Here is a 23,724-nt window from a genome sequence, read left to right on the forward strand (position 1 = left end):
CTCCGTCACTTCGCCGCCATCGGCTGGAACCCGCGCATCGCCTCCGCCATCTCCCGGAGCCGCCGGTCCACGAGGTGGTTCACCGTCCCCTCTTCATACGTCCCGTCCTCCCGGCGCGTGCCCGCCGGGACGCCTGTGAGGACCTCGATCCCCTCGTCGATCGTCCGCACCGGATAGATCCGGAACTTCCCGGCTTTCGCCGCCTCGACGACCTCCTCTTTGAGCATCAGGTTCTGGACGTTGCTTGCCGGGATAAGGACTCCCTGGTTGCCGTTGAGGCCTTTCGCCTTACAGACCTCGTAGAACCCTTCCAGTTTCTCGTTCACCCCGCCGATCGCCTGGACCTCGCCGTTCTGGTTCACCGAGCCTGTGACGGCGAGGTACTGTTTTAAGGGCAGCCCCGAGAGCGCCGAGAGGAGGGCGTAGAGCTCGGTGCTCGACGCGGAGTCGCCCTCGATCCCCTCGTAACTCTGCTCGAAGACGAGCCGGGCCGAGAGGGAGAGGGGCTTGTCCCGCGCGTAGTTGTTGTTGAGGTAGCCGCTCAAGATCAGGACGCCTTTCGTGTGGATCGGTCCGCCGAGTGCCGCTTCCCGCTCGATATCCATGATCCCCTCGCGGCCGACCCCGATGCTCGCGGTCACCTTCGACGGCCGGCCGAACATGAAGTCGCCGAGCCCGATGACCGAGAGGCCGTTCACCTGGCCGACCTTCTCCCCCTCGGTATCGATGAGGAAGATCCCCCGCCGGATGTACTCCTCGATCTTCTTCTGGACCAGGTTCGAACGGTAGACCTTCTCCTCGATCGCCTTCGTGATGTGTCGCTTGCCGATCTCCTCGGTCCCCTCGCTCGCGGCATAGAAGTTCGCCTCCCGGATCAGGTCCGCGACCACGGAGAACCGGGTCGAGAGCTTCTCCTTGTCTTCGGCGAGGCGCGAGCCGTACTCGATCACCCGGGCGATCGCCTCCCGGTCCAGGTGCCGGAGGTTCTCCTCCCGGACGAGGTTGCACATGAAGTCGGCATACTTCCCGGCGTTCTCGTCGCTCCGGTCCATCACGATATCGAAATCGGCCTTGACCTTGAAGAGCTCCTTGAAGTCGGGGTCCATCTGGTAGAGGGCCTGGTAGATCATCGGGGTCCCGACGAGGGCCACCTTGATGTCGAGGGGGATGGGTTCGGGCTTGATCGTCTTTGCCGTGATGAACCCCATCCGCTCTCCCGGCTCCTCGATGACGGCCTCCCCGGTCTTTAAGGCTGTTTTGAGCCCGTCCCAGGAGAGCGGAGCGCGCAGGAGGTCTTCGACGTTCATGACAAGGTAGCCGCCGTTGGCTGCGTGCAGCGAGCCCGGCCGGATCATCGTGAAGTCGGTCGTGAAGATCCCGAACTGGACCTCTTTCTCTATCTTGCCGAGGAGGTTCTGGAACGTCGGGTTCTGCTCGAAGATCACCGGCGCGCCTTCGGTCCCGGCATTGTCGACGACGACGTTCACCTCGTACTTCCTAAACGGCATCTCCCGGATGAAGGCCTGGAACTGGGGCGGGGCGCCCGGCTGTTCGGGGACGCCGAGGAAGGCCTGGAGGTTCTCGAGGATGTCGTTCTGGACGGCGTCGATGTATTCGGGCACTTCCGCGACGTCGGCATACTTCTCCTTGAGTTCGGCGACGAGGTTGCCGATCGCGTAGAGGGCGATGTCGTGGTTCACGTCCTTGACCGCCTCGGCCCCCTGGCGCTCGATATCCTGCACCTGCCGGAGCGTGCTCCGGAGTTCGGCGTTCAGGGCCTCCCGCCGCCGCTGGACCTCCGCCCGCAGTTCGTCGGGGAGGTTGATGAACTCCTCCTCGGGCACCGGCTGGCCGTTGATGACCGGGATGGTCAGCAGACCGATGGGGCTCATCTGGATGACGAACCCCGCCTCCTGGGCTTTCTGGTTGATCCGGGCGATGAGGTCGGTCCTGTTGCCCTGGAGCGACTGGAGGGTCTCGTCCCGGCGTTTGGCATACTCTTCGCTCTCAAACGCTCGTGGGAGCGCCCGGCGGGCCTCCTCGACGAACCGCTTCATATCCTCCCTGAACCGGGGCCCCCGTCCTGCCGGGAGGGCGATGGCGTTGGGCTCGTACTGGTTCTGGAAGTTATGGACGTAGGCCCAGTCGCTCGCCCGGGGTTTGGCCTTCGCGAGCTCGTCGAGGAAGCTCCGGACGGCCCGCATCCGTCCGGTCCCTTGCGCTCCGGCGGTGTAGACGTTGAACCCGGGCTCCCGGATCTCCAGGCCGAACCGGAGCGCCCGGAGCGCCCGCTCCTGGCCGATGATCTCTTCGAGCGGCCGCATCTCCTCGGTGCTGGTGCATTCCACGTTTCCCGGCTCGTAAACGTGCCGGTAGTCTTCAATATCCAGAGGTTGCATCATCAATCTCACCAAGTTTCTACAAACTTACACCGCTGGATGTCGCATGCCTTAAAAAAGGTTCCCGGAATTTCACTCCCGCTACCGGATGGTACGATAGGTGGTTTTACTTACTTTCGCGCTTATGTGTAGTATGTTTATATGCGGCTCACTACTTGCACGGGGCCGCGGGGACGGGTGAGATCATGAGAATTGCAATTGCACAGGACGGAAACAAGGTATCCGAACACTTCGGGCACTGCGGGGAGTATGCGATATTTGACGTGGAGGATTCAATCATCTACCGGAGAGACGACCTCCCGAGCCCCGGCCACGAACCCGGAAGGCTCCCGGTCTTCCTCGCGGAGCACGGGGTCGACCTGATCATCGCCGGCGGGATGGGGCCGCGGGCCGTCGAGATCTTCCACCAGAACGGTATCGAGGTGCTCCTCGGCATCAGCGGAAACGTCGATTACGTCGCGCAAGACTATATCGCCGGCCGCCTCTCGCCGGGGGAGAGCTCCTGCCACCATGAGGACGGCGGGGAGTGCAGCGGGCACCACTAAGGTGGGTACACCATCCAAAGGATTATGCACATATGAGTAATATTTCAGAGCGGAGTGAAAGAATATGATTGTCTGCATCACAGCCCGCGCCGCGGGCACGGATGCCCCGGTTGAAGAGCGGTTCGGCCGGGCGCCCTACTTCGTCTTCGTCGACACGGAGACGGGAGCATCGGAATCGGTCCAGAACCCCCTCGTCGACGCCGCAGGCGGGGTCGGGCCGCGGGCGGTCCAGATGCTCTCGGAGCACGGCGCGACGGTCCTCGTCACCGGCCAGGTCGGCGGGAACGCCGGAAAAGCCCTCGAAGCGGGCGGGATCAAGGCATACGCCTACCGCGGGAGCGGCAGCGTGGCCGACGCCCTCGCCGGGTACACCGCCGGGACCTTAACGCCGCTCTCCCTCTCCTGAAGCGGGACCTGGCATGAAGATAGCGATTGCAAGCGGCAAAGGGGGGACCGGGAAGAGCACCGTGGCGGCAAACCTCGCTTACGTGCTCTCCCGCTCCCGCGATGTCGTGCTCGTCGACTGCGATGTCGAGGAGCCGAACCTCCACCTCTTCTTCCCGGCCGCGGCCGTGGACGTGCCGGTGACGACACCGGTTCCGGCGATCGACCCCGCCCGCTGCACCTTCTGCGGCGAGTGCGGGAAGTTCTGCCGGTTCGGGGCGCTCTCGGTCCTGAAAGACAGCGTCCTCGTCTTCCCGGAACTCTGCCATTCCTGCGGGGGCTGCGTCCTCGTCTGCCCACAGGGTGCGGTCCGGGAGGTCCCGCGCACCGTCGGCCGGGTCGCCTGCTCCCGCCCCCTCCCCCGCCTCACGCTGGTGAGCGGGGTCTTGAACGAGGGGGAGGTCCAGGCCCCGGCGGTCATCCGGGCGGCAAAGATGCTCGGCGAAGGACACCCGCTTGCCGTCTACGACGCCGCGCCGGGGATCGCCTGCCCGGTGATCGAGACCCTCGAGGGGAGCGACGCCTGCGTCCTGGTGACGGAGTCGACCCCGTTCGGGCTGCACGACCTCTCGCTCGCGGCGGAGGTGGTGGAGAAACTCGGCATTCCCGCCGGCGTCGTGATCAACCGGAGCGACGGTGAGGACGCTCCGACCGTGGCATTCTGCCGGGAGCACGATCTGCCCGTCCTGATGACCATCCCGTTCTCGCGGGAGATCGCGGCCGTCCAGAACCGGGGCGGGCTCATCTGCCGCGACCTTCCCGGCTGGGAGGAGCGGTTCGCCGGGCTCGTTAGGAAGGTGAGCCCGTGATCCGGCTCGCCGTCGTCAGCGGCAAGGGCGGCACCGGGAAGACGATGGTGGCGGCGGCGCTCGCGGACGTGAGCGGTGTGCCGCAGGTCCTCGCCGACTGCGACGTGGACGCCGCAAACCTCTCCCTCCTCCTCGACCCCCGCCGGGTCAGCACGGAGGAGTTCCGGGGGCTTGCAGCGGCCCGGATCGATCTCGCACGCTGCCGCGACTGCGGGATCTGCGCCGACCGCTGCCGGTTCGGGGCGATCGTCCGCCGGGACGATGCCTGGACGGTGGAGGCCCTGCACTGCGAGGGCTGCGGCGTCTGCACCTACGTCTGCCCGATGGGGGCGGTCTCGATGGAGCCGCGCCTCTGCGGGGAGATCTACGTCTCCGCGACGGCGCTCGGGGACCTCGCCCACGCCCGGCTCTTCCCCGGCTCCGGGAACTCGGGGCTGCTCGTCAACGAGGTGAAGAAACGGGCGCTCGCCCGGTCGGCCGGCAAGGACCTCCTCCTCGCCGACGGCCCGCCGGGGATCGGGTGCCCGCTGATCGCGACGGTCGGCGGCATGGACGCGGTTCTGGTCGTCACGGAGCCGGGAGTCTCGGCGCTCCACGACCTCGAACGGCTCGTGACGGTCTGCCGGCGGTTTGAGGTCCGGATCGTTGTCGCCATCAACCGGTTCGACCTCGCGGAGGATATCTGCCGGCGGATCGAGGACTACTGCGATCGGGAAGGCATCACGGTGGCCGGGAAGATCCCCTTCGACCCGGCGGTCGTCGGGGCGGTGCGGAGCGGCCGGCCCGTGACCCGGACCGAGTCGCCGGCGGCCGGGGCGCTCCGGGCACTCCGCGACAACCTCTTCTCTGAACTCGGGCTTCCGTGAGCCCGCCGCCCGGGGTGTTGCGATGCCCCGGGCCGCTCCGCTCCGGGCAGGGTGTTGCCGGAGATCCGGCAAAGGTCTCGTGACTCTTCGGTCGAGACCGAAGATCCACGCTCAAACGTTTCCTGAAAAAGAAGAATATATTGGTTTAGAACCGGGGTTTTCTGTGCTTGGGGAGACAGTCCCGGCAGTAGACGGGTCTACCCTCGGTCGGCTTGAAGGGGACTTCGCACTCCTTCCCACAGTCTGAACAAACGGTCTTCGTCATTTCACGGGGACCGCCGAAGCTCCTCGAAGGACCACCGAAATTTCTGTTGCCTCTGTTATAATCCATTGGATTGCTCATGCAGATAAGAACACTGCCTGTAGAGATACGGGTGTATAGTATATAATGTACTTCACCGGCCCGGAAGGAGAGTGAGGGTGATCGGGATCCTATCCGGGGCGACCTCCCGGCTTGCCCGCATGAGGCAGAGTTCGGGACCGGAGAAGGTCCGGAAGGGTTGCTGGATTGCTCCCTATCCCTACGGGCGCTTCCGGGTGGTGTGGGAGCCGGAAAGGGGTATGCGCGGTTAATCTTCGAGGCGTTTTCGGTCGGGCGTTGCCGCAAGGAGCGAGTGAAGTTCCGGGAGTTGTTGCGTAATGATGAACCAGACGGTCTCGAGATCGACGCCGAAATAATGATGGATGACGATATTTCTCTACAATCCTCTTCCAAGGGATCAGGGGATACTCCGCCCGAACCGGTTCGGGAACCTGTCCGCACGCCTCTCCGATGATCTCGAGGTTACGGATCACAGCATCGATGGTCTTTCTGTCCCGGAAGAAGCCCTCCTTTGAGTATCCTGCAGTATACTCCTCGATGCGCCCGATAGCCTCCAGGATATCTCCAATCAACAGAGATTCGTCGCGTTTAGACGTATACCGCTTCCGCGTCGACGGCCTGCATGAGCCGCGGCCGCCGGGCAATCCCACCTTTCACCACGAGATCTACAGGGAGACCGAGGATCCTCTCCAGATCCTCTTTGAGGTCTACGACGTCCCAGCCGAGCGGCTCATCGAGCTCGACCAGAATGTCGAGGTCGCTCCCCATGCCCTGCTTGCTCTGCACATACGAGCCGAAGACCCCGATCTCGCGGACGCGATACCGTTCCCGAAGGTACGGCTTCGCTCTTTTGAGCGTATCGATGATCGACCGCACGGTCCAGTGCGGGGGGATGTCCTCCGGCCTCTGTGGCATTGTTATAACCTTCTTTGAGAGGTAATAAGGTTAAGGGGGCGTTCAATCTTTGCTCCGCCCGGACCCGACTCCTCCCGCCAGGGTGCCCCCAAGGTTTATAGATCTGCAGGCGATTTCACATCCGGTGAATGATGATGAACGTATCCCGTCTGAAGTACCGGGTCGAGGTCCTCGGCGACCACGACGGCATCGAGCGCTACGGCCCGTTCAACGAGCAGAAGGCACGGGAGTTCTTCGAGGTCGAGGAGAGCCTCGGCGGGACGGCCCGGATCCTGCGGCTGGAAGAGGAGGGGGTCCGGGAGATGTGGCGGATCGTCACGGAGTGCGGGGACTGGGACGGCAGGCGTGCGGAGGTGCCGCAACAGTGAGCGGCCGGAGCCCGGCGGCCGCAAAGACCTCTTCCGTCCCCACCCGGTTCATCATCTCGCCGAGCCGCTCGCCCGGCAGCGCGTTCTCCCGGTAGCAGTCGAGCAACCGCCCGACGACGCCGGTGACCTCTTCTTCGGATATCAACCCGTCGGCCTCGACGCCGACCCGGAGGACCCGGCCCGACCTCCCGCCGAGATAGAGGCGCACCCCCTCCGCCGCGACGCCGATCGCCTCCATGGGGCAGACGGTGATGCAGTCGCCGCAGCCGACGCAGTTCTCTTCCGCATGGCAGGCCTCGCCGTCGACAACCCGGACCGCCCCTTCCCGGCAGACCGTCTCGCACGCCCCGCAGCCGTTGCACTCGCCGGCGCCGTAGGCCGGGAGCCGCCGGCCCATCATCCCGATGTCGTTTGACTGGACTCTCGCGCAGTTGTTCACGCACCCCGTAACGGCGATCTTGAGCTTCCAGGGGAGGTCGCGCCCCCCGTAGCGCTCCTCGATCGCCCGGGCGAGCCCCTGCGTGTCGCAGCACCCGTGCCGGCAGACCGTGCCCTTGCAGGCGACGACCGATCGCAAGGTGGCCCCGGTGCTCCCCGCCTCGATCCCGGCCTCCCGGAGCCTTTCCGCGACCGTACCGGCACCCCGCCGGTCGATGCCGGGGATCTCGACGTTGAGCCGGGTGGTCAGCCCGACCGTGCCGTCCCCGAACTCCTCCGCGATCCGGGCCACCGCCGCCATCTGCGCCGCGGTCATCACGCCGGCCGGGACCTTCCCCCGCACGGCGACTTTTCCTTTCTCCCGGAGGCGGATGACTCCGGGCCGTCTCTTTGTCTGTTCAGCCATATCCTGGATCTGGATATGACCGGCATCATGGTAAAACCGCCCCTGCCCGGGGGTGGGCGCAAGTATGCGCGGGCCGGGTAACCTTTATGGTTCCTGCCCGACAGGCTGGGCGCATGATACGAGCAGGTGCAGTCATGGGGGTGCGGGCGTGACCGCTGAGGCGGCCCGCGCTGCGGAGAAGATGGCCGTGGCGGTCATGGCCGAGGGTTTTTCCTTCAGTACGGAGACGATCACGGTCAGGGCGGGTGCGGAGGTGACGATTGAGTTCGACAACCGGGACGACGGCACTCCGCACAACGTCGCGGTCTACACGGATGCTTCGGCGAGCGAGGCGATCTTCATCGGTGAGGTTGTCACGGGGCCTGCAGAGATCACCTACACCTTCACGGCGCCGGAGACCCCGGGGAACTACTTCTTCCGGTGCGACGTCCATCCCTCGATGCACGGGGCGTTCGTCGTAACGTAAGAGTCCCCTAGAGCACGGCGGCCGCGATGATCGCCGCCGCGTAGACGATCACGGTCGCGTGGATGAGCGGGAGCGCCCGCATCGCCGCGGCCGGGCTCTTCGTTTGGAGGATGAAGGCGTTTGCAGCCCCGAGGAGGAGGAGCCCCACGCCGAACCCGGCGAGGGCGACCGGGCCGAGGGTGAGGCCGAAGACGAGCGCCATCACGGCGTGAACTGCCGAGAAGCCGAGGACCCAGAGGGCTGCGCCCCTCATCCCGTAGAGGACCGGAGTCGGGTCCTCCGGAGCCGACCCGGTCAGACCGAAGGTCAGAATCGGGACCGTCGCCATCCCCCGGGCGCGGTCGTTCTCGATATCGGCGATGTCGTTCGCCCCGAGGTGCGCGAGCGTCCAGGGGTAGAAGAAGAGGAAGTAGAGGAGGGCGGTGAGATCAGGGCTGCCGATGACGAGGTAGCCGGCGACCGGGAAGAGCGCGAAGTCCGTCCGCCCGACGACCTGGGCGACGGGGAGGGTCTGGCGCCGCTTCTTCTTCTGGTAGAAGTACTCGACCAGGTAGGAGTAGCCCATGATCCCGAGGACGTAGAGGTTGTGCGGCGCGGGCAGGGTCGCGGCGAGCGCTGCCGCAGTCCCGGCGAGGACGAGGAAGATCGCGAAGGCGGCCTGCGGGGAGATCTGTCCCGCCGGGATCGGCCGCGCCTTGAACGGCCGCCAGTAGCGGGTGAGCGACTCGTCGACGTCCTTTCTGTCGTACTCCCGGTCGACGTAGTCGTTTAAGACGAGCCCGGCCTCGAACCCAAAGAGCCCGATGAGCGCCGCCCGGCCGACGAGTTCCCACGATAGTCCGCCGTAGTTCTCAAACGCCAGCGCGAGGCCCGAACAGAAGAGCAGCGGCCAGACAAAGAAGAAGTGGATGCGGGTCAGGTCGGCGAGCGCCGTGAGGGTCTCTCTCATGATGGTACGTAGGGGATACCACGTCCTGGTTCAAAAAGCGTTGCAGGTCGCATAAAAAGGTTGAGAGCGTAGAGTACCTGGCTGCCGCCCCGGAACCGGGGCGGCGGGAGTTCGCCATGACGGATGTCCTTATACCGGTCAGTCTTCTGCTCATCTATGCCCTGCTGAACATCTTCGCGTTCGCCGCCTACCGCCACGACAAAAAGTCCGCGGAACGGGCGGCATGGCGGACCCCTGAGCGGAGCCTCCTCGCCTTCGCGCTGATCGGGCCGTTCGGGGCGCTGGCCGCGATGCGGCGCTTCCGGCATAAGACGCAGAAGGGGAAGTTCCGGCTCGTCCCCGTCTTCGTCTGCCTGCACCTCCTCCTCTTTGCCGCGCTCGTCCTGGGGATGATATGACCGGTTAACATTGTCCGAAAGGTAAAGATATCTTTCTCTCCCACCCTACTCCGTATGGCATACGGCTACGGCCCTCTCCGCCGCCCGGTGGGAGAGACCCTCGCGGCGCTCCATCGCGGCCTCGTGCGCGGGTACCGGGCGGAGTACCGTCCCGCCCACCGGCGGTCCTCCTTCACGACGCGGCGGCTCCGGCGGATACGAGGATGGAGCCGCGAGATCGGGCGCCTGGCGTCGCAGGCCGACCGCGTGGTGCGGGAGATCCTCCCCCGCATCGAGCAGGATACCGGGTACTCCTTCCGCGACCCGGACGGTCTCGTTCGGATCTTGCTCCACCCCTCCACGGCGCGGCTCTTTCTCACGATCCGGGCCGGTTTCCCCGATGCGGCGCTCCCGATCCCGGCGGACGACCTCACACTCCTCGCCGCCTTCCCCGATGGCGCTCATGCCGCGGCGATCGTCGGCGACGTCACGCTGCAGGTGAAGGTCCTCTCCGGCGAACAGGCCCCGGCGGCGGAATTTGCCGCGCTCGCGGACCGGTGGGGGCTGTCTGCGTGCCGGACCGGCTCTCCGGCCGGCGGCGGTCCCGCGCAGGAGAAGGAGACCCTCGCCCGGGCCGTCCTCGGCCTCCTCTACGTCGACGGCGGCACCGGTGCGCTCCGGGCCGTGGCGCCGCTGCTCGTGCCGGCCAGAAAACTATAATACTCCGGCGCCGCGAGACCATCGCCATGGATGCGCGCACTGCCGTCGAGTTCATCCGGCTCGGCCGGTTTCCGTTCCTTCTTTCGGGCTTTGTCCCGTTCACCGCCGGGGCGCTCCTCGCCTTCCTCCTCGGCGCGCGGTTCACCCCGGGCGAGTTCCTCCTCGGCTACGCGGCGATGGCCGCGGCCCATCTCTCCGTCCACTACAGCAACGACTACTTCGATGCCGACGCGGACCGGTTCGTCGAGACGACGGCGATCTCGGGGGGGAGCGGCGTCCTCCGCGCCCACCCGTCCCTCAGACCCGCCGCGCTCGTCGCGGCTGTCGTCCTGATGGCGGTCTCGGTCCTGATCGGCTACGCCTTTGTGGTCATCTACGACTACCCGGCCGTCTTCCTCGCCTTCGGCATCGCGGGGAACCTGCTCGGCTGGTTCTACACCGCGCCCCCACTCCGTCTCGCCTACCGCAACCTCGGCGAGGTCACGAACATGATCACCTTCGGCCTCCTGATGCCGGGCGCGGGCTACTTCGTCGCGGCGGGGATGCTCGACCTCTCGTTCTTTGCGTTTGCTCTCCCGCTCTTCCTCTACGGCCTCGTCTTCATCGTGAGCGTCGAGATCCCGGATATGGAGGGCGACATCCTGGGGGGGAAACGGACCCTCGTTGTGCGGCGGGGGCGGGTCTTCGGCTTTGCGCTCATCACCCTCGCGGCAGCCCTTGCGACCGCGGCGCTCGCCGTCTTTGCCCTCACCGAGATCTTCTACCCCGTGAACTTCTTTCCGGTGGCGCTGATCTCGCTCGTCCCGCTCCTGCTCGCTCTCCGGGGGTTCCTGCACCGGTCTCCCGACCGGGCATCCGCCCTCCCTCACGCCGTCGCGAACATCCAGGGCTACTTCGCTTTCCAGGGGCTCCTCCTCCTCTATCTCCTCGCGGCGGCCGCCGGATTCCTTTCTGGCCTGTAATACCGCTGATTTCGGCACCTCTCATCAACGTTTTTATTTCTAGAGAGTCATGTACAACCTATTCAAGAGATAAGGAGATTTTATTCGTGAAGAGACTTGGTGGACTACTACTCCTGCTTGTTCTGCTGATCCCGGCCGCGACCGCGGCGACGACGGTCAGCATCAATCCTGAAACAATCCAGTCCGGAGACACTGTCACTGTGAACATAAAAGACCTGCCGGATGGCTCTGTCTTCTCGCTCAGAATCCGCGGCGAATTCGGCGTAACACCGGGTGAGGTGTTTACCTTTACGGCGAGGGAGATCTCACTCCCCTTCAATCTCACATCCGCTGAGGTAAACGCCTACACGAAGGGTACGAATCGTACTGAACTTGAGGTAGCCCTCCCAGATGGGGGCTCCTATATCGCGCGCAAGAACGCCACTGGTGAGACCGATGAAATCTTGTTCAGTCAACCCCGTGATCGCATTCCTAGCGGAACCATCAATGTTGTCACTCTCCGTGGAGATGCCGCGGCAGATAGCATTATTGCTGACTTAACTGTGCTCGGCACGAAGCAGGGATCCAATGATGGGACGGTCTCCTTTACCGTCGAGGGTGCCTCGCAGGGTACCGCAACGGTCGTCGTCAATGTCGATGGGCGACCGGCTCCCACTCCAACCTCGATGCCGACCGCTACCACCACACAGAACGGCGGCGGCAACGGCGGCGGATCGACCGGCCCCACGGCCACCTCCACCGCCGCCACCCGCGCGACGGTGACCTCGGCCGACGGGAAAGCCAGCCTCACCGGGACCGATGTCGCGGGTGCTGAGGTTCTCATTCGTGCAGTCCAGGGCACTCTCCCCACCGGCTGGGCCACGGCCGGGCGCGCCTACGCCGTGACCCCCGCGAACCGGGCGTTCGACCCAACGGCGACCCTCTCGCTCCGCCTCCCGTCGGCCGAGACGACGGCGACCCTTGCGCGTTACGAGAACGGCGCCTGGACCCCGGTCCCCTCGAAGGTCGAGGGCGACCGGATATCGGCCTCGGTCGCCCGGGGAGGGTCTTACGTCCTCCTCGTCGCCGCATCGGCGCCTGAACCGACGGCTACGACCGTGACGACCTCCACGCCTGCCGCGACTTCCACGACCGTCTCCGTGACGACGACGCCTGCCGCCGCGCCGGTCGCCCCCCTCCTTCCGGTCATCGCTTTCGCAATCTTGATGCTTGATTGGAAGAGAAGAGGCTGACACGATCAACCCATGACGACTGATGACCAACAACCCCTGATCCTCGAGGCTGCCGGGGACGTCCCCGGCGACCTCGTCGCGGTCGCCGCCGTCACGGCCGCGACTTTGCTCTGTGTCTACGTCCCGGTATTGAACGAGAGCATTCTGCGGATCCTCTTGGGGGTGGCGATGGTCCTCTTCGTCCCTGGCTACGCCCTGATCGCCGCGCTCTTCCCGGCGAAAGGCGACCTCGACGGGATCGAGCGGGTCGCCCTCTCGTTTGGGCTCTCGATCGCCGTCGTCCCCCTCATCGGGCTCGCGCTGAACTACACCCCCTGGGGGATCCGGCTCGACCCGATCCTGGCATCGCTCACGCTCTTCACCCTCGCCATGACCCTGGTCGCCTGGTACCGGCGCCTCCTCCTCCCGGCCGGCGACCGGTTCACCGTTCCGGCCCGGGAGATGCTCGGTGCAGCGTGGACGGAGTTCTATGATCCCGGCGCCTCCCGGCTCGACCGTGGGCTCTCGGCTCTTCTCGTGGTCTCGATCGTCGCGGCCATCTCCACGACCGCCTACGTCATCGCGGTGCCAAAAGAGGGGGAGCGTTTCACCGAGTTCTACATCCTCGGGCCCGGGGGGAAGGCCGCGGACTACCCGATCGATTTTGCGGCCGGCTCGACGCAGTCGCTCATCGTCGGCGTCGGGAACCACGAGTACCGGGAGATCCCTTACACGGTCGAGGCACTGGCCCTCAACCAGACCTTTGATTCCACGACGAATACGTCGACGATCCATGCCGCCGAGCCGCTCGACGGGTTTATGGTGACGGTCCCCCACAACGGGACAGAAGAGATGGCCTGGAACTTCTCCGTCCCCTCGCCGGACTACAACCGGATCGAGTTCTTGCTCTTCAACGAGACGGTTCCCGGCCCGGATGTCCAGGGGCAGGAGCGGATCAACGCGAGTTACCGGGACCTGCATCTCTGGGTGCGGGTCCGGCCGGCCTGAGAATTACCCTGAGGATCTTTCTTTTTTCGTCGACGCCGACGTGCTCGATCGTTACCGGCTCCCCTGTCCCGAGCGCCGCGAGCGCGGCAAGCAGGCTGCAGACCGGGCAGCCGACCATGGTACAGCACTTCGGCGAGGCCGCCCGGACCGCCCGGCAGCCGGGGATGAGCCGGTAATCGGCGAGGGTGACGACGATGTTTCCCCCGTCTCTCGTAGCCCCGGTCTTTCCGGCGACCTCGAGGAGGTCGTCGCAGACCTCGACGATGCAGGCAAGGAGGGCCTCGTCCTCTTCGGGGACCTCGAGGGCGTGCTTTGCGCGCAGGTGTGCGAGGAGCGGGGCGCAGGTGGGCGCTATCCTGACGGCGGCTGCGCCTTCGGCGGTGATGTAGGAGTAGTCGTCGCCGGTGATCGCCGGGAGGGTGCCCGCGACCGGGATGACCTCGATGACCGTCCCATCGGTCGGGACGAACCAGGCGTCGCCCTGGACCCCGAGGTCGGCGCAGAGGGTGGCGATGGTGATCGTCCCCTGGGCGGGGAGGAGGGCGGCGATCTCGGGATCGAGCGGCTCGCCCTTGTGGAGCGCGAGGAGGAAGACCCCGGCGATGAAGCACCCGGCGCCCGCGAGGACGAGGGTCGCGGTGGTGATATCCCCCCTCCCGGTCGCGGCCGCGAGGGCGAGGAGGCCTGCCGCGGCGACGATGAGGAGGAAGGCTCCCCGGTAGGGGTTGTTGGTCATGCTCGCTCTCCTGCCCGGAGCGTGAGCCGGTAGTCGTAGGCGGTGAGGGCGAGGTAGCCGCAGCCGAGGGCGACCGCGAGGCCGAGGAGGACGGTGATCCCGGTGACGTGGAGAACCGCGGCGAAGAGGACCGCACCGGCAGCGAAGACCGGGTAGCCCCGCCGCTCGTCGAGGAACGCACCGAGGACGATCACCTGGAGGATGAGGGCCGCCGCGAGGTTGCCGACCGCGACGACGAGGACCTCGGCCCCGCAGAGGAGGAGGAACGTTCGGTCGAACTCCATCAGAGCACCTCCACGGTGTCGATGCCGGGGATGGTCCCGGCGCCGGCGGGGGCCCGGAGAACGATCCGCATCCCCCGGACCTTCGCCTCGCGGGCGAGCTGGACGAGGTGGCTTCTATCGCCCGGTGCAAGAAGGGAGTAGATCCGGACTTCCGAGGCATCCGCCCGGCCGAGCGCCGCCCGTACCGCTGCCGAAAAATGCACGGGGCTCTGTTTCGCAAACGCGGCGATGACGGAGGCAAACCTCGTGAGGTAGGTCTTCTCCTCCGGGCCGGATCCCCGCCCGTTCACCCTGGCCCGTCCTGCGAGGACGGCGGGCCCCGGCGCGCGGTAGAGGGGGGTCCGGGGTTCGAGGGGTGCAAGCCCGCCGAGGGCCGCGACGGCCTCCCGGATGTCCATGGTCCGGGGGAGGAACCGGACGACCTCGCCGCCGGCGACGACGAGGAGCGAACAGCCGTCGCGGGCGTTGATCGCCCCTTCGACGGCGCCGCAGACGGCCATCGAGAACCGGGCGTTGGTCTCCGGGTCCCCGGCCCGGGCCGGGAGGTCGACGGCGATGAGGGGCGAGCCCCCCTCGAGCCCGGCCTGCTCCCGGACGTAGTAGGCGTCGCGCCGGGCCGTGACCTTCCAGTCGATCCGGCCGGGGTCGTCGCCGGTCTGGTAGGGCCGGAACCCCCGGATGCCCTGCCCTTCAAGCGCGGCCCGCCGGTCGACCTCGGCGTCGCTCCCGGTGGCACCCGTTCCCCTCCCGTTCTCCGCGGTCCCCGCGGGGAAGACCCGGATCTGCGGGGCGTTAGAGCGGCGGCAGACGAGGTCGCGGGAGAAGAAGGCGTCGCTTGCCGAGAGGACGACGCCGGCAAACGCGGTCTCCCCCGGGGCCATGAGCCGGATGGTGTAGGTCGCGGTCTTCCCGGGTGGGGAGAGCGGGGCGTCGCCGACCGCGACGGCCGGCGGGAGGTCGCGGACCCGGACTGCGAGGCCGGCCGGGACGGCGAGGTCGGCCTTCACCCGGACGGCTGTTGCCGTCCCCTGCCGGAGGATCGTCCGGTCGACCTCGCGGGTCACCGCAAGCGAGGCTGCCGCGGCCGCGAGGTCGCGCTCGAACCGCCATCCCCGCCAGAGGAGGAAGAGGGCGAGGGTCCCGGCGGCGAGCGCCGCGGCGGGGTTTGCAATGAGGAGCGCCGTGACGGTGAGGGCGAGGGCGAGAGCGGCGATGCCCCCGCTCGTCCGGGTCGGCCGGATCATCCCTAGGACACCCCGACGCTCTCGACGATCTCGGCGATGACCCCTTCCGCCGTGATCCCGGTGATCGTCGCCTCCCGGGTGAGGAGGATGCGGTGGCGCAACGCCGGGAGGGCAAGGGCCCGGACGTCGTCGGGGATGACGTAGTCACGGCCGTTCAGGGCCGCCTTGACCCTCGAGCCGCGGAGGAGGGCGATCGAGGCACGGGAGCTTGCGCCGAGCCGGACGTCGCCGTGATTTCGCGTGGCGAGGACGAGGTCGCGCATGTAGGCCATGACCGTCTCGTCGACCCGGACCTCCCGGGCGGCCGCGGCCATGGCCTGGACGTCCGCGGGGCTGAGGATGGAGGCGACCTGGTTCTGGTAGATCTCCCAGTCCAGCTCCCCGGCACGCTCCCGGCGGAGGACCTCGAGCTCGTTCTCGCTGTCGAGATGGTTGAGGGTGGTGCTGAACATGAACCGGTCGCACTGCGCCTCGATGAGCGGGAAGGTCCCTTCGGCCTCGTGGGGGTTCTGGGTGGCGATGGCGAAGTAGGGGTCGGGGAGCGGGTAGGTCGTCCCGTCGATCGTCGCCTGTCGCTCGCTCATCGCCTCAAGAAGCGCACTCTGGGTCTTGGGCGTTAAGCGGTTTATCTCGTCGATCATCAGGAAGTTGGTGAAGATCGGCCCTTTCTGGAGGATGAACTCGTTCCTGTTCCGGTCGTAGATCCGGACCCCGATGATGTCGGCGGGCTGGATGTCCACGGCACCCTGGACCCGCCGGAACTCGTAATCTATCAGTCGTGCGATGATCTTGCAGATCGTGGTCTTCGCGGTTCCCGGCACCCCCTCGATGAGGAGGTGGCCGCCGCTGATCATGGTGATGAAGATCCCCTCGATGAGGTGGAGGTTCCCGACGACCACCTGCTGGGCAGTCGTCCGGATCTCTTCGTAGGCGGTTGTAATCTCTTTGATCTGTCTGGTCTGGTCGTCAGTCATCTCTCTTCCTCCCAAAGTGCCAGGCCACCGGCAGGACGGCCAGGGCGGCCAGGGCAGCCGCGGCGAGCGGCGTCTGCTGTATCCATACTCTGGTGTTGATGATCGGGTTAGCAGTGCCGGTCCTGCTGTGGACGTCGATCCGGACCGGCTGAAGGTTCTCGATGAACGCCGGGTTCTCGGCGAGCATGGCGTTGACGAAGAGGCTCGGGTCGCCGAGGACGGTGAGGTTCCCCTCCCGTGCGCAGACGACTCTTCTCGCAAAGGTCTCGTCGCCGCTGACCCGGCCGTCACCGTCGCCGTCGTCCCAGGTGAGGACCGAGGTCTCGACGAGGGGCTCGCCCCCCTCGATTGCCGCGGGGCGGTTCGTGAGGAGGGTCTCGATGCCGGCAAAGAGGGTGCTGTTCCCGACGACGTAGCCCCTGAAGAGCCCGGGGTCGGTGTGGCCGCGGTCGAGGCTCGAGAGGTTCCCGGGCCGGACGCGGATCGTGCTCCCGAGGTCGGCGAGGAGCTGGTTGGCGTTGCCTTCCTCGTCGGCGACGAGGAGTGAGCCGCCGTCGTCGAGGAACATCCGCAGGTAGCCGACCTCTTCGGGGGTGAACGGTTTCTCGGGCGCGAGGATGAGGAGGGTCGCCCCGGGGTCCTCGTCAACGGTGAGCGCCGAGGTGCCGTTCCAGCCGACGTTGTAGCGGCTGAACTCCTCGGTGGTGGTCGTCGCGTGGGCGTAGGCGGCAGCACCGGCGAGGAGGAGGATGAGGAGGACCGTCCAGGTCTCACGCATCCGGATCACCTCCGAGGGCAACTTTCTCCATGCTCGTGAGTTCCTCCTCCGTCGGGATCTCGCCGGCGTACCGGATCCGCTCGTAGCGCTCGAAGAACCCGGCATGGTCGGGGGCGAGGAGGGCGCAGTCCCGCGGGGTCTTCGTCTCGGGAAGACCGAGCCGGGCACGGAGGGCCCGGAAGAGGACGGTCGCCGCCTCCCGCGGGGGAAGGCCCGCGGCGGTCACCTCTGGTTCGGTCTCGATGATCTCCGGCTCCGCTGGGGGTTCTGCGGCCGCGGGAGGGCTCTCCTCCGGCCGGCGCCGCCGGAGGTACCACCCGGTCCCGAGGGCGGCGGCGATTGCCGCGATGAACGGGAGGGGCGAGAGCCCTTCGCCCCGGATCAAGACGGTCGCTGCCTCGCTCCCGGAGGCGTTGAGCGGGTAGCCTGCGGCGTGGAACTCCGCCCGGAGGGTGTGCTCCCCGGCGGGGAGGACGATCTCGGTTCGGTAGGTGCCGTTTCCGTCGGTCTCTCCGGCGACGAGGGTACCATCATCGACCCGGAGCAGGACCGGGGCACCCGTGACCGGCCGGTCTTCCGCCGTGAGGTTCCCGGTGCAGGCGACGGCGGTCGCGTTCACCTCCGCGGCGGCGAGGGTGATGGTGGTGTTTTTGGGGAAGACCTCGAAGGTCGCGACCCCGGAGTAGACCCCGCCCGCGGTGGCGTAGGCAAGGTGCGGTCCGGCGAGGACCCGGCCGACCCGGTAGGGGTAGGCGTAGGTGCCGTCTGCATCGAGGGCGACGGTCGCGGCGACCCGGCTGTCGACGTAGACCTCGACGGCGGTCCCCGGGGTGCCGCCGGCGTAGCGGCCGGCGATCCTGAGGGTCTCGCCGTAGCGCCCCGTATCGGGGGTGACCGCGATACCGAGGGGGGATCTTACGGTGCCGCCGCCGGTCGGCCGGTCGTCCGCGGCATCCGCGACCTCCGCAAAGTCCTCGACACTCTCCTGGTAGGGGGTGGCGTTCGCGCCGTAGTGCTCGGCGATCCGGGTCGTCGCGGTCTCTCGCTTCGCATAGGAAGCGAAGCCCTCCCGCATCTTCTGCCGGAGGGCCTCGCCCTCGTAGGCGATCGCCATGCGCTGCTCGCCGTCCTGGACCTCGATCTCAAGGCGCTTGAGGTCTTCGAACCGCCGGGTGTCGTTCAAGAGGGTCGCGAGGGCCTCCTGGTTCTGCCGGTTGTTCTGCTGGAACTCGCCGACGTCGGTCCCGGAGACGTCGAGCGTGACGACGAGTTTGTCAAATTGCGCCGAGAGGTCGCTGTAGCGGGCGAGGTCGCGCTCGGCGCTCTCGTAGTCCTTGAGCTTGATCGTGAGAGCGAGGGTCCCGGTCTGGCCCAGGAGGTCGTCCATCAGGGGAACGAGCGCCGCGGCGTTCCCGGGGGATCGTTCTTTGACGGTCGCGGGGTCGGCGTGGGCGGCGGTCGAGGTGTTCTCGGCCGTGTAGAGGACGGGATCGACTGCTTCCCCGGCGAGGAGGAGGAGGACCAGGACGGCTGCCGCCGCGAGGATAGCGTGCGAGGCCCGGGCGTTCATGCGGCAAGGATCTCCAGGATTTTTTGGGCGACGATGTAGGCGAAGAGGGCGACTCCGGCCGCGATGAGGTAGCCGACATACCGCATGTAGCGGGGGCGGGAGAAGGCCCCGTCGATCAGGACCGCGACGACGAGGAGGCCGATCAGGGCGAGGACGAAGAAGACCTCGAGGTCGAGCGTGCGGTTCAGGACCATGAAGAAGGCGACGATGATGAGCCAGGCTGCGAGCACGGCCGCCGCATGGTATTTCTTCGCACCCGCCATCCTGATCATTTTTCGGCTCTACGGGTGATAATTCTATTGAAACTGTGGTATTCCCCTTCCGGAGGGGTGGGGGGAATCGGGCGGTTTCGTGGGGCGGTGGTCTTGATCCGGAGGGTCCCCACGGGATGCCCGGGCCACCCGCCGGGGTTCCTCTACGTTAAGCTTTGTTTACGTAGAGTGGGCTTCCCCCGTCTACGTTAAGTTTTCTTTACTTAGTGGGAGCTTACTCGTGAAGATTCCCGGGAGCAGGAGGCTATCTGCCGGCTCCGTATCAGCATCGCGCTCACCAGTATGGAATCCGGCCGGCATCGCTATCGGGCAGGCGTATCCCTCCCGAAAGATCCGGCACTCTGGTGGGATCTCAACTTCCAGGGCGCGGTCGAGTCCCCTGCTCGATGATCGAGACGTAATCCGTGAACATGTACTTTTTGAACCGCTGCCTCCCGGTGATCTCCTTTAAGATGCCGATCTCCTCCAGTTTCCCGATCAACTGGTATGCCGTAGGCCCGCTCACCCCGAGCACCTCCGCTGCTTCCCGCGTGGTGATGATCGGTTCATCGAAGAGTGCGTACACCAGTTTTACGGCGTTCGCCCCACCGATGTCGTGCTGGAGGAGCGTATCGATGACACTATCTTTCAGGCGGATGATCTCCCGTGCCGACGCGATCGACTCGTTTGAGACCTCGATGATTCCCTGCAGGAAAAACCGGAGCCATGCCTCCCATGCTCCATCTGTCCGGATCTCGTTCAAGATCCGGTAGTACTCCTCCCGGTGTCTTTTGAGATAAATGCTCAGGTACAGGAGCGGTTTTGCAAGGATCCCTTTCCCGCAGAGGTAAAACGTTATGAGCAGCCGCCCCATACGGCCGTTTCCGTCCAGGAACGGGTGAATGGTCTCGAACTGGGCGTGAATGAGAGCGATCTTGATGAGCGGCGGTATAGAGCCTTTTTCGAGGATGAAGGCTTCGAGGTCCTGCATCAGGGCTTCAATGCGTTCTGGGGGTGGCGGCACGAAGACGGCTTCCCGGATCGAGGTTGCCCCCGATCGAGCTATGTAATTCTGGACGGTCCGGAAGTTGCCCGGCTCCCGATCCGAACCCCGCGTCCCTTTGATCAGGATGCAGTGGATGTCCCTGATGAGATCCAGGGATATCGGAGCATTTTTGAGTTGTTCCAGCCCGCTGTCCATGGCCCGCAGGTAGTTGACGACCTCACGGAGATCGTTGATGTTCTCCGTCGGTTTGAGGTTCGCCTCGAACTCCAGGACCCCTTTGAGCGAGGCCTCTGTCCCCTCGATCTGTGAGCTCAGCAGCGCCTCTTTCTTCATGTACATGGCGATGAACAGGTCGGGGTTGGGGAGCGTCACCGCTATGCCGTCGAGCCTTGCAAGCGCCCGGTCGGCCTCCGAGAGGAGGTACTGTAGTGTTTCATCGTACACGATCGGCGGGTCGGGTGGGAGGCTCTTTGGTATAAATGCGTTGTAGCCACCTTTTTGGTGAACAAAATTCCCGGATCGACTCTCTTGCATGGTGCACCTGTGAGATGAGTGTTTTCTAAGTTAACTTTTGTTTACTTAGAGTGGTGGATCGCCTTCTATGTTAAGTTTGCTTAATTTAGAACGGGGCGTGCAGGTTGACCGGGTCTCGTCGTCGCGACACCCGGGACGGTGGGGTCCGGCGCTTTCGGGACGCTGCATCCCGGGCGAGACGGTCAAGGAGAGGCTGGAGAACGTCAGGGAAGCGATCGAGGGACGGTGGTACGCTGAGCCGGTCGTCGACTGGCGCCGGAGGCACTCTCACGGTCACCGGGGTGCACCGCGGAGACCGCAAATCGAGAGGCTCAGCAGTGCAACGTATCGGGAAGCTTGTGTGTTCCTGCTTACACCCGGACGCCCTCCCGGATGAACGGGTTAGGGCTCCGGACCGGCGAACTCTTCCCCGGTGCAGCAGATCGGTTCGACCGGGAGATCGAGCCGCCCGGCCTCGTGGAACCGCTTGCGAACGTCCCCGACGACATCGCTTCCCTCGTGGAAGTCGCCGGGGAGAACAGCCTTTGCAGGATGACGGCGGAGACGTGTCGGCGCGCCCCGGGCAAGGTCCCGGACCTGCTCGATCACAAAGAGAGCGCTTGTCTCGCGGCACTGCAGATCGAGTCCGCGTGTTCGATGCACTCCTCGGCATTCTCCTTATCGTAGGACGGCGTCAGGTTTCCTGCGATGCTTGTCCGGGTAATATAGGCGCTGTCGAGATCTCTCTCCGTTTCCTGCATATTCGCGCCCCTTTTGTCGCTGAAGGTATACGTGCGCCGGCTCCCCCGTTCGACTGCTTCTATCCGGCCATCCTCAGTCGTCGACGAACAGAGCTCGGTAGCCGGCCTGGACAAAATGCCGGTCACCGGTCAGGGCATCGGAGAGCCCCTGTTCCTTCATGACTGCAAGGGAGATGCAATCAGTAAGACTCCAGGCTTTATCCAGCCGTGTCTCGTAGATACTCCATCCTTTCACCCATAGGTCGGGATTGACAAAGACAATCTCTACCCGGGGTGACGATTCAAGGCGGCGGCGAAATGCGATGACGGACGGTTTGAATGCGGGATGACAGAGAGCGTTGGATGTCTCGACGAGTACGGAGGACGTGGTGACGAACTCGGATCCTGCCTCCATTCGGTCTTTGTAAATGGTTTCGGCGGTTTTATGGAGATTGTCGTGTTTGTTCAGGAGAGCGATCCAGCAAGCCGAATCGACAAAACACCTGTCATTACTCATGAGCAACCCGTTTTGGCGATCCGTACAGATAGTGGTCGTGCTCCTCTGCAAGGTCGGAGATATGGGTATCTACGGCAAGCGACGCGATGTCGAAAGCGGGATCCTTGTCAGGCTCCTCCGGGGCGAGCTGTACCGTAATGGTGTATTTCTTCCCCGCCTCGAGGTCGACGGGACCGGACGGCCGGAAGACCGAGCCGTCAAACAGGACTTTCAGTGTTTTTGCCATTCAAAGACCGCCTCCTGTACCCCTCTTGGTGATCATGGTCTTTGGGAACTATTAATGATTCTCATGTCCCCTATGGTATAGAGGCTCGTCGTTCAGGAAGGCGGAGAACGACCGCCCGGAGAGGTTCATCATCGCCCCGGTCTCCCCTCCGGGCCCACGAGTTCTTGAGATCACAATCCACGGTAGGCACTGCGACGATGGCGGATGTAGAGGATGATAACCTCCTGCTCCGCGTGGTGTACGGCGTATATGATCCGATAGTCCCCCACGCGGATCCGGTAGAGATGCTCTTGCCGCCGCTTAACTTGCGCACAACGGCAGGGGCGTCTCGGAGAGAGCCTCTATACTCTGGAGAATGCGCGGCTTCGAAGCCTGACGGCTTCTCGAACTCCTGTCGTTCCGACAGTCGTCGCTCGCACCTTCTGTGCTCGAACTCCGGTGCTGCGGTCCATCGCAACTATATCGTGCGGCAATGCCACGATATCTCTCTTGACGCTTGCCTTGATGCGGATCGCGCATCCCGCCATTACCGCTTGTACCGCTTCCTGGACTCGCTGAACTCTATGGCCGGCTCGTCGCGCCGCTCCGCTACAACGGCGAGGTCGTGAAGGTCTTCCTGCATTTGCTCGTACTCCTGCAGGGGGAGAATGACTGCGACCCGGTTGCCGTGTTCATCGACGACATAGCGCTCTGCACTCAACTGCTGTGACCTCCTTACCTCTGTATGGGGTGCAGGAACTATCAATCTTCGTCCGCTCCGCCGCCGGGGTGAGGGGGCCTGAGGAAACGACTTACCTGCAATACAGGGGATGCTAAGGCCTCTCTATGCCGTGAAACCCTCATGACGTGATCCTACCCGGGATCTCAGAATATGTTGCAGCGATACATTGGTATGGTGTTCTTCTTCCTGGTTTTCAAAGCTCTGTGAAATCCAAACCTCTCGTAAAATGATTCGGCATCGGGTTTGGCATCGACGGTGAGAACGCAACATCCTGAGTGTCTCGATACTTCCGTCGCTATCGACCGTATCGCGGTTAACATGGCTCGCCCAATGTCTCTTCCTTCGTAATCCTGGTGTGTAGGGGCGATCTTGATTGCAGGATAATAAGAGTGGGTATACCACTCTTTATCGTCCTCAGGATCGATGTCCTTCTTGATGATACTGTCGTTTAAGATTGAAAAATAGCCTACACACGTTCCGTCGTAGATGGCGAGATAGGTAACAGCAACATGAGCATCCTGATTTTTCAGCGCGTCGGCGGTCAGGTAGTCGTTCAGTTCCTGTTGCCTGCAGGAAAAAGACAGGAGGTCGTGATCTGAGGCGAGGTGCTCGAAAGATATGTCCGATAGGGGTATCTTTGGTAGTTTGGCGTCCGGGGTTGCCGGGAGGTTTCTGGAGGGCATCTCAATCGCTTAAAAATAGGTCGGAGCCGAGAGGTGTCAGCGGATGGATTTTACCAGTTCCTCTCCGTGAGCACGTACCCACCGGGTCATCTCCCGCCCTTCCGGGGTGTCGTACCGGTCGGGATCCGCCATGTACTCCTCAAAGCGGCGGGCGTCGTCGCCTTCCAGGTAGAGGCCTAATTCAATCTTCTGGGCCATGTTATCACCATCCTCGCAGGCTTTGGTGCGTTACGGTGTAATTTCGCCCTCTGTGTAGATATACCTTAGTACCCCGTT

Annotated in this window: 30 protein-coding genes and 2 pseudogenes; 11 read left to right on the forward strand and 21 right to left on the reverse strand. The window is 64.8% G+C overall.

The features are described 5' to 3' along the window. Positions 1 to 5: 5 nt before the first annotated feature. On the reverse strand, positions 6 to 2,402 hold the full coding sequence (locus BRA49_RS03875; protein ID WP_292383634.1) for a Lon protease family protein: 2,397 nt from the start codon (positions 2,400 to 2,402) through the stop codon (positions 6 to 8). A gap of 182 nt (positions 2,403 to 2,584) precedes the next feature. On the opposite strand from BRA49_RS03875, the gene BRA49_RS03880 reads away from it, so the two are divergent. The 4 genes from BRA49_RS03880 to BRA49_RS03895 all read left to right on the forward strand — a co-directional run bounded on the left by BRA49_RS03880 (position 2,585) and on the right by BRA49_RS03895 (position 5,063). Then, positions 2,585 to 2,944: a NifB/NifX family molybdenum-iron cluster-binding protein gene (locus BRA49_RS03880; RefSeq protein ID WP_292383636.1), complete on the forward strand. Its 360-nt coding sequence runs from the start codon at positions 2,585 to 2,587 to the stop codon at positions 2,942 to 2,944. A gap of 64 nt (positions 2,945 to 3,008) precedes the next feature. Then, positions 3,009 to 3,350, forward strand: coding sequence for a NifB/NifX family molybdenum-iron cluster-binding protein (locus BRA49_RS03885; RefSeq protein WP_292383637.1), 342 nt, complete (start codon positions 3,009 to 3,011; stop codon positions 3,348 to 3,350). Between the two features lie 13 nt (positions 3,351 to 3,363). Next, complete coding sequence (locus BRA49_RS03890; protein ID WP_292383638.1) at positions 3,364 to 4,197, forward strand: ATP-binding protein; 834 nt, start codon at positions 3,364 to 3,366, stop codon at positions 4,195 to 4,197. Further along, positions 4,194 to 5,063: an ATP-binding protein gene (locus tag BRA49_RS03895; RefSeq protein WP_292383640.1), complete on the forward strand. Its 870-nt coding sequence runs from the start codon at positions 4,194 to 4,196 to the stop codon at positions 5,061 to 5,063. Before BRA49_RS03890 ends, BRA49_RS03895 begins: the two co-directional genes overlap by 4 nt. A 145-nt stretch (positions 5,064 to 5,208) precedes the next feature. Here the strand turns inward: BRA49_RS03895 and BRA49_RS03900 are convergent, their stop codons facing one another. From BRA49_RS03900 to BRA49_RS03905, 3 genes and pseudogenes are all read right to left on the reverse strand, one after another. Beyond that, positions 5,209 to 5,406 carry a CxxC-x17-CxxC domain-containing protein gene (locus BRA49_RS03900; protein ID WP_292383643.1) on the reverse strand — a complete coding sequence of 66 codons (198 nt, stop codon included), beginning with the start codon at positions 5,404 to 5,406 and terminating at the stop codon, positions 5,209 to 5,211. Between the two features lie 226 nt (positions 5,407 to 5,632). After that, positions 5,633 to 6,035 (reverse strand): annotated as a pseudogene (locus BRA49_RS13590) (DUF86 domain-containing protein). After that, positions 5,974 to 6,300 (reverse strand): nucleotidyltransferase family protein, encoded by a 327-nt coding sequence (locus BRA49_RS03905; protein WP_292383645.1) that lies wholly within the window; start codon positions 6,298 to 6,300, stop codon positions 5,974 to 5,976. Before BRA49_RS03905 ends, BRA49_RS13590 begins: the two are co-directional and overlap by 62 nt. A gap of 134 nt (positions 6,301 to 6,434) precedes the next feature. Here BRA49_RS03905 and BRA49_RS03910 point away from each other — a divergent pair, with 134 nt between their 5' ends. Further along, complete coding sequence (locus BRA49_RS03910) at positions 6,435 to 6,668, forward strand: hypothetical protein (protein WP_292383647.1); 234 nt, start codon at positions 6,435 to 6,437, stop codon at positions 6,666 to 6,668. Here the strand turns inward: BRA49_RS03910 and BRA49_RS03915 are convergent. Further along, positions 6,616 to 7,512 carry a 4Fe-4S binding protein gene (locus tag BRA49_RS03915; RefSeq protein ID WP_292383648.1) on the reverse strand — a complete coding sequence of 299 codons (897 nt, stop codon included), beginning with the start codon at positions 7,510 to 7,512 and terminating at the stop codon, positions 6,616 to 6,618. The two genes, BRA49_RS03910 and BRA49_RS03915, sit on opposite strands and share 53 nt — an antisense overlap. Before the next feature lie 148 nt (positions 7,513 to 7,660). Between BRA49_RS03915 and BRA49_RS03920 the strand changes: the two genes are divergently transcribed. Further along, on the forward strand, positions 7,661 to 7,978 hold the full coding sequence (locus tag BRA49_RS03920) for a cupredoxin domain-containing protein (RefSeq protein ID WP_292383650.1): 318 nt from the start codon (positions 7,661 to 7,663) through the stop codon (positions 7,976 to 7,978). A gap of 7 nt (positions 7,979 to 7,985) precedes the next feature. On the opposite strand, the gene BRA49_RS03925 is transcribed toward BRA49_RS03920, so the two are convergent. After that, entirely contained in the window at positions 7,986 to 8,927 is a 942-nt protein-coding gene (locus BRA49_RS03925) for a UbiA family prenyltransferase (RefSeq protein WP_292383653.1), read from the reverse strand. 116 nt (positions 8,928 to 9,043) lie between these two features. Between BRA49_RS03925 and BRA49_RS03930 the strand changes: the two genes are divergently transcribed. The 5 genes from BRA49_RS03930 to BRA49_RS03950 all read left to right on the forward strand — a co-directional run bounded on the left by BRA49_RS03930 (position 9,044) and on the right by BRA49_RS03950 (position 13,205). After that, positions 9,044 to 9,325, forward strand: a complete 282-nt coding sequence (locus BRA49_RS03930) for a DUF1294 domain-containing protein (RefSeq protein ID WP_292383654.1) — start codon at positions 9,044 to 9,046, stop codon at positions 9,323 to 9,325. Between the two features lie 54 nt (positions 9,326 to 9,379). Continuing rightward, the gene (locus tag BRA49_RS03935) at positions 9,380 to 10,024 is read left to right on the forward strand and encodes a hypothetical protein (protein WP_292383656.1); all 645 of its coding nucleotides are present in this window, start codon (positions 9,380 to 9,382) and stop codon (positions 10,022 to 10,024) included. A gap of 26 nt (positions 10,025 to 10,050) precedes the next feature. After that, positions 10,051 to 10,986 (forward strand): prenyltransferase, encoded by a 936-nt coding sequence (locus BRA49_RS03940; protein WP_292383658.1) that lies wholly within the window; start codon positions 10,051 to 10,053, stop codon positions 10,984 to 10,986. A gap of 86 nt (positions 10,987 to 11,072) precedes the next feature. Further along, on the forward strand, positions 11,073 to 12,218 hold the full coding sequence (locus BRA49_RS03945) for a hypothetical protein (RefSeq protein ID WP_292383660.1): 1,146 nt from the start codon (positions 11,073 to 11,075) through the stop codon (positions 12,216 to 12,218). Positions 12,219 to 12,230: 12 nt separating this feature from the next. Then, positions 12,231 to 13,205, forward strand: coding sequence for a DUF1616 domain-containing protein (locus BRA49_RS03950; protein WP_292383662.1), 975 nt, complete (start codon positions 12,231 to 12,233; stop codon positions 13,203 to 13,205). Here BRA49_RS03950 and BRA49_RS03955 read toward each other — a convergent pair. From BRA49_RS03955 to BRA49_RS04020, 15 genes and pseudogenes are all read right to left on the reverse strand, one after another. Then, positions 13,153 to 13,941 (reverse strand): hypothetical protein, encoded by a 789-nt coding sequence (locus tag BRA49_RS03955; protein ID WP_292383663.1) that lies wholly within the window; start codon positions 13,939 to 13,941, stop codon positions 13,153 to 13,155. The genes BRA49_RS03950 and BRA49_RS03955 overlap by 53 nt on opposite strands. After that, a complete protein-coding gene (locus BRA49_RS03960; protein ID WP_292383665.1) occupies positions 13,938 to 14,225 on the reverse strand; it encodes a hypothetical protein in 288 nt (95 codons plus the stop codon). The genes BRA49_RS03955 and BRA49_RS03960 overlap by 4 nt, the downstream gene beginning before the upstream one ends. Continuing rightward, positions 14,225 to 15,469 carry a DUF58 domain-containing protein gene (locus BRA49_RS03965; RefSeq protein WP_292383667.1) on the reverse strand — a complete coding sequence of 415 codons (1,245 nt, stop codon included), beginning with the start codon at positions 15,467 to 15,469 and terminating at the stop codon, positions 14,225 to 14,227. Before BRA49_RS03965 ends, BRA49_RS03960 begins: the two co-directional genes overlap by 1 nt. A 2-nt stretch (positions 15,470 to 15,471) precedes the next feature. Beyond that, on the reverse strand, positions 15,472 to 16,443 hold the full coding sequence (locus tag BRA49_RS03970; RefSeq protein WP_292383669.1) for an AAA family ATPase: 972 nt from the start codon (positions 16,441 to 16,443) through the stop codon (positions 15,472 to 15,474). Then, positions 16,436 to 17,221 (reverse strand): DUF4350 domain-containing protein, encoded by a 786-nt coding sequence (locus tag BRA49_RS03975; protein ID WP_292383671.1) that lies wholly within the window; start codon positions 17,219 to 17,221, stop codon positions 16,436 to 16,438. The genes BRA49_RS03970 and BRA49_RS03975 overlap by 8 nt, the downstream gene beginning before the upstream one ends. Continuing rightward, entirely contained in the window at positions 17,214 to 18,791 is a 1,578-nt protein-coding gene (locus tag BRA49_RS03980) for a hypothetical protein (RefSeq protein WP_292383672.1), read from the reverse strand. Before BRA49_RS03980 ends, BRA49_RS03975 begins: the two co-directional genes overlap by 8 nt. Then, complete coding sequence (locus BRA49_RS03985; RefSeq protein WP_292383673.1) at positions 18,788 to 19,054, reverse strand: hypothetical protein; 267 nt, start codon at positions 19,052 to 19,054, stop codon at positions 18,788 to 18,790. Before BRA49_RS03985 ends, BRA49_RS03980 begins: the two co-directional genes overlap by 4 nt. A 361-nt stretch (positions 19,055 to 19,415) precedes the next feature. After that, positions 19,416 to 20,582, reverse strand: a complete 1,167-nt coding sequence (locus tag BRA49_RS03990) for a Fic family protein (protein ID WP_292383675.1) — start codon at positions 20,580 to 20,582, stop codon at positions 19,416 to 19,418. Between the two features lie 381 nt (positions 20,583 to 20,963). Then, the gene (locus BRA49_RS03995; RefSeq protein WP_292383677.1) at positions 20,964 to 21,224 is read right to left on the reverse strand and encodes a hypothetical protein; all 261 of its coding nucleotides are present in this window, start codon (positions 21,222 to 21,224) and stop codon (positions 20,964 to 20,966) included. A gap of 171 nt (positions 21,225 to 21,395) precedes the next feature. Beyond that, positions 21,396 to 21,818 (reverse strand): type II toxin-antitoxin system VapC family toxin, encoded by a 423-nt coding sequence (locus tag BRA49_RS04000; protein ID WP_292383679.1) that lies wholly within the window; start codon positions 21,816 to 21,818, stop codon positions 21,396 to 21,398. After that, positions 21,811 to 22,044 carry an antitoxin family protein gene (locus tag BRA49_RS04005; RefSeq protein ID WP_292383681.1) on the reverse strand — a complete coding sequence of 78 codons (234 nt, stop codon included), beginning with the start codon at positions 22,042 to 22,044 and terminating at the stop codon, positions 21,811 to 21,813. Before BRA49_RS04005 ends, BRA49_RS04000 begins: the two co-directional genes overlap by 8 nt. A gap of 170 nt (positions 22,045 to 22,214) precedes the next feature. Further along, positions 22,215 to 22,334, reverse strand: a pseudogene (locus BRA49_RS13595) (type II toxin-antitoxin system RelE family toxin); the annotation flags it as partial. A gap of 236 nt (positions 22,335 to 22,570) precedes the next feature. Beyond that, the gene (locus tag BRA49_RS04010) at positions 22,571 to 22,744 is read right to left on the reverse strand and encodes a type II toxin-antitoxin system Phd/YefM family antitoxin (protein WP_292383682.1); all 174 of its coding nucleotides are present in this window, start codon (positions 22,742 to 22,744) and stop codon (positions 22,571 to 22,573) included. A 164-nt stretch (positions 22,745 to 22,908) separates the two neighbouring features. Further along, positions 22,909 to 23,448 carry a GNAT family N-acetyltransferase gene (locus tag BRA49_RS04015; RefSeq protein WP_292383684.1) on the reverse strand — a complete coding sequence of 180 codons (540 nt, stop codon included), beginning with the start codon at positions 23,446 to 23,448 and terminating at the stop codon, positions 22,909 to 22,911. Between the two features lie 36 nt (positions 23,449 to 23,484). Beyond that, on the reverse strand, positions 23,485 to 23,646 hold the full coding sequence (locus tag BRA49_RS04020) for a hypothetical protein (protein WP_292383686.1): 162 nt from the start codon (positions 23,644 to 23,646) through the stop codon (positions 23,485 to 23,487). Positions 23,647 to 23,724 lie beyond the last annotated feature (78 nt).

Origin of the sequence: Methanoculleus sp. UBA430 (genome assembly GCF_002506585.1) — an archaeon.
In the GTDB taxonomy this organism is placed as follows: Archaea; Halobacteriota; Methanomicrobia; order Methanomicrobiales; family Methanoculleaceae; genus Methanoculleus.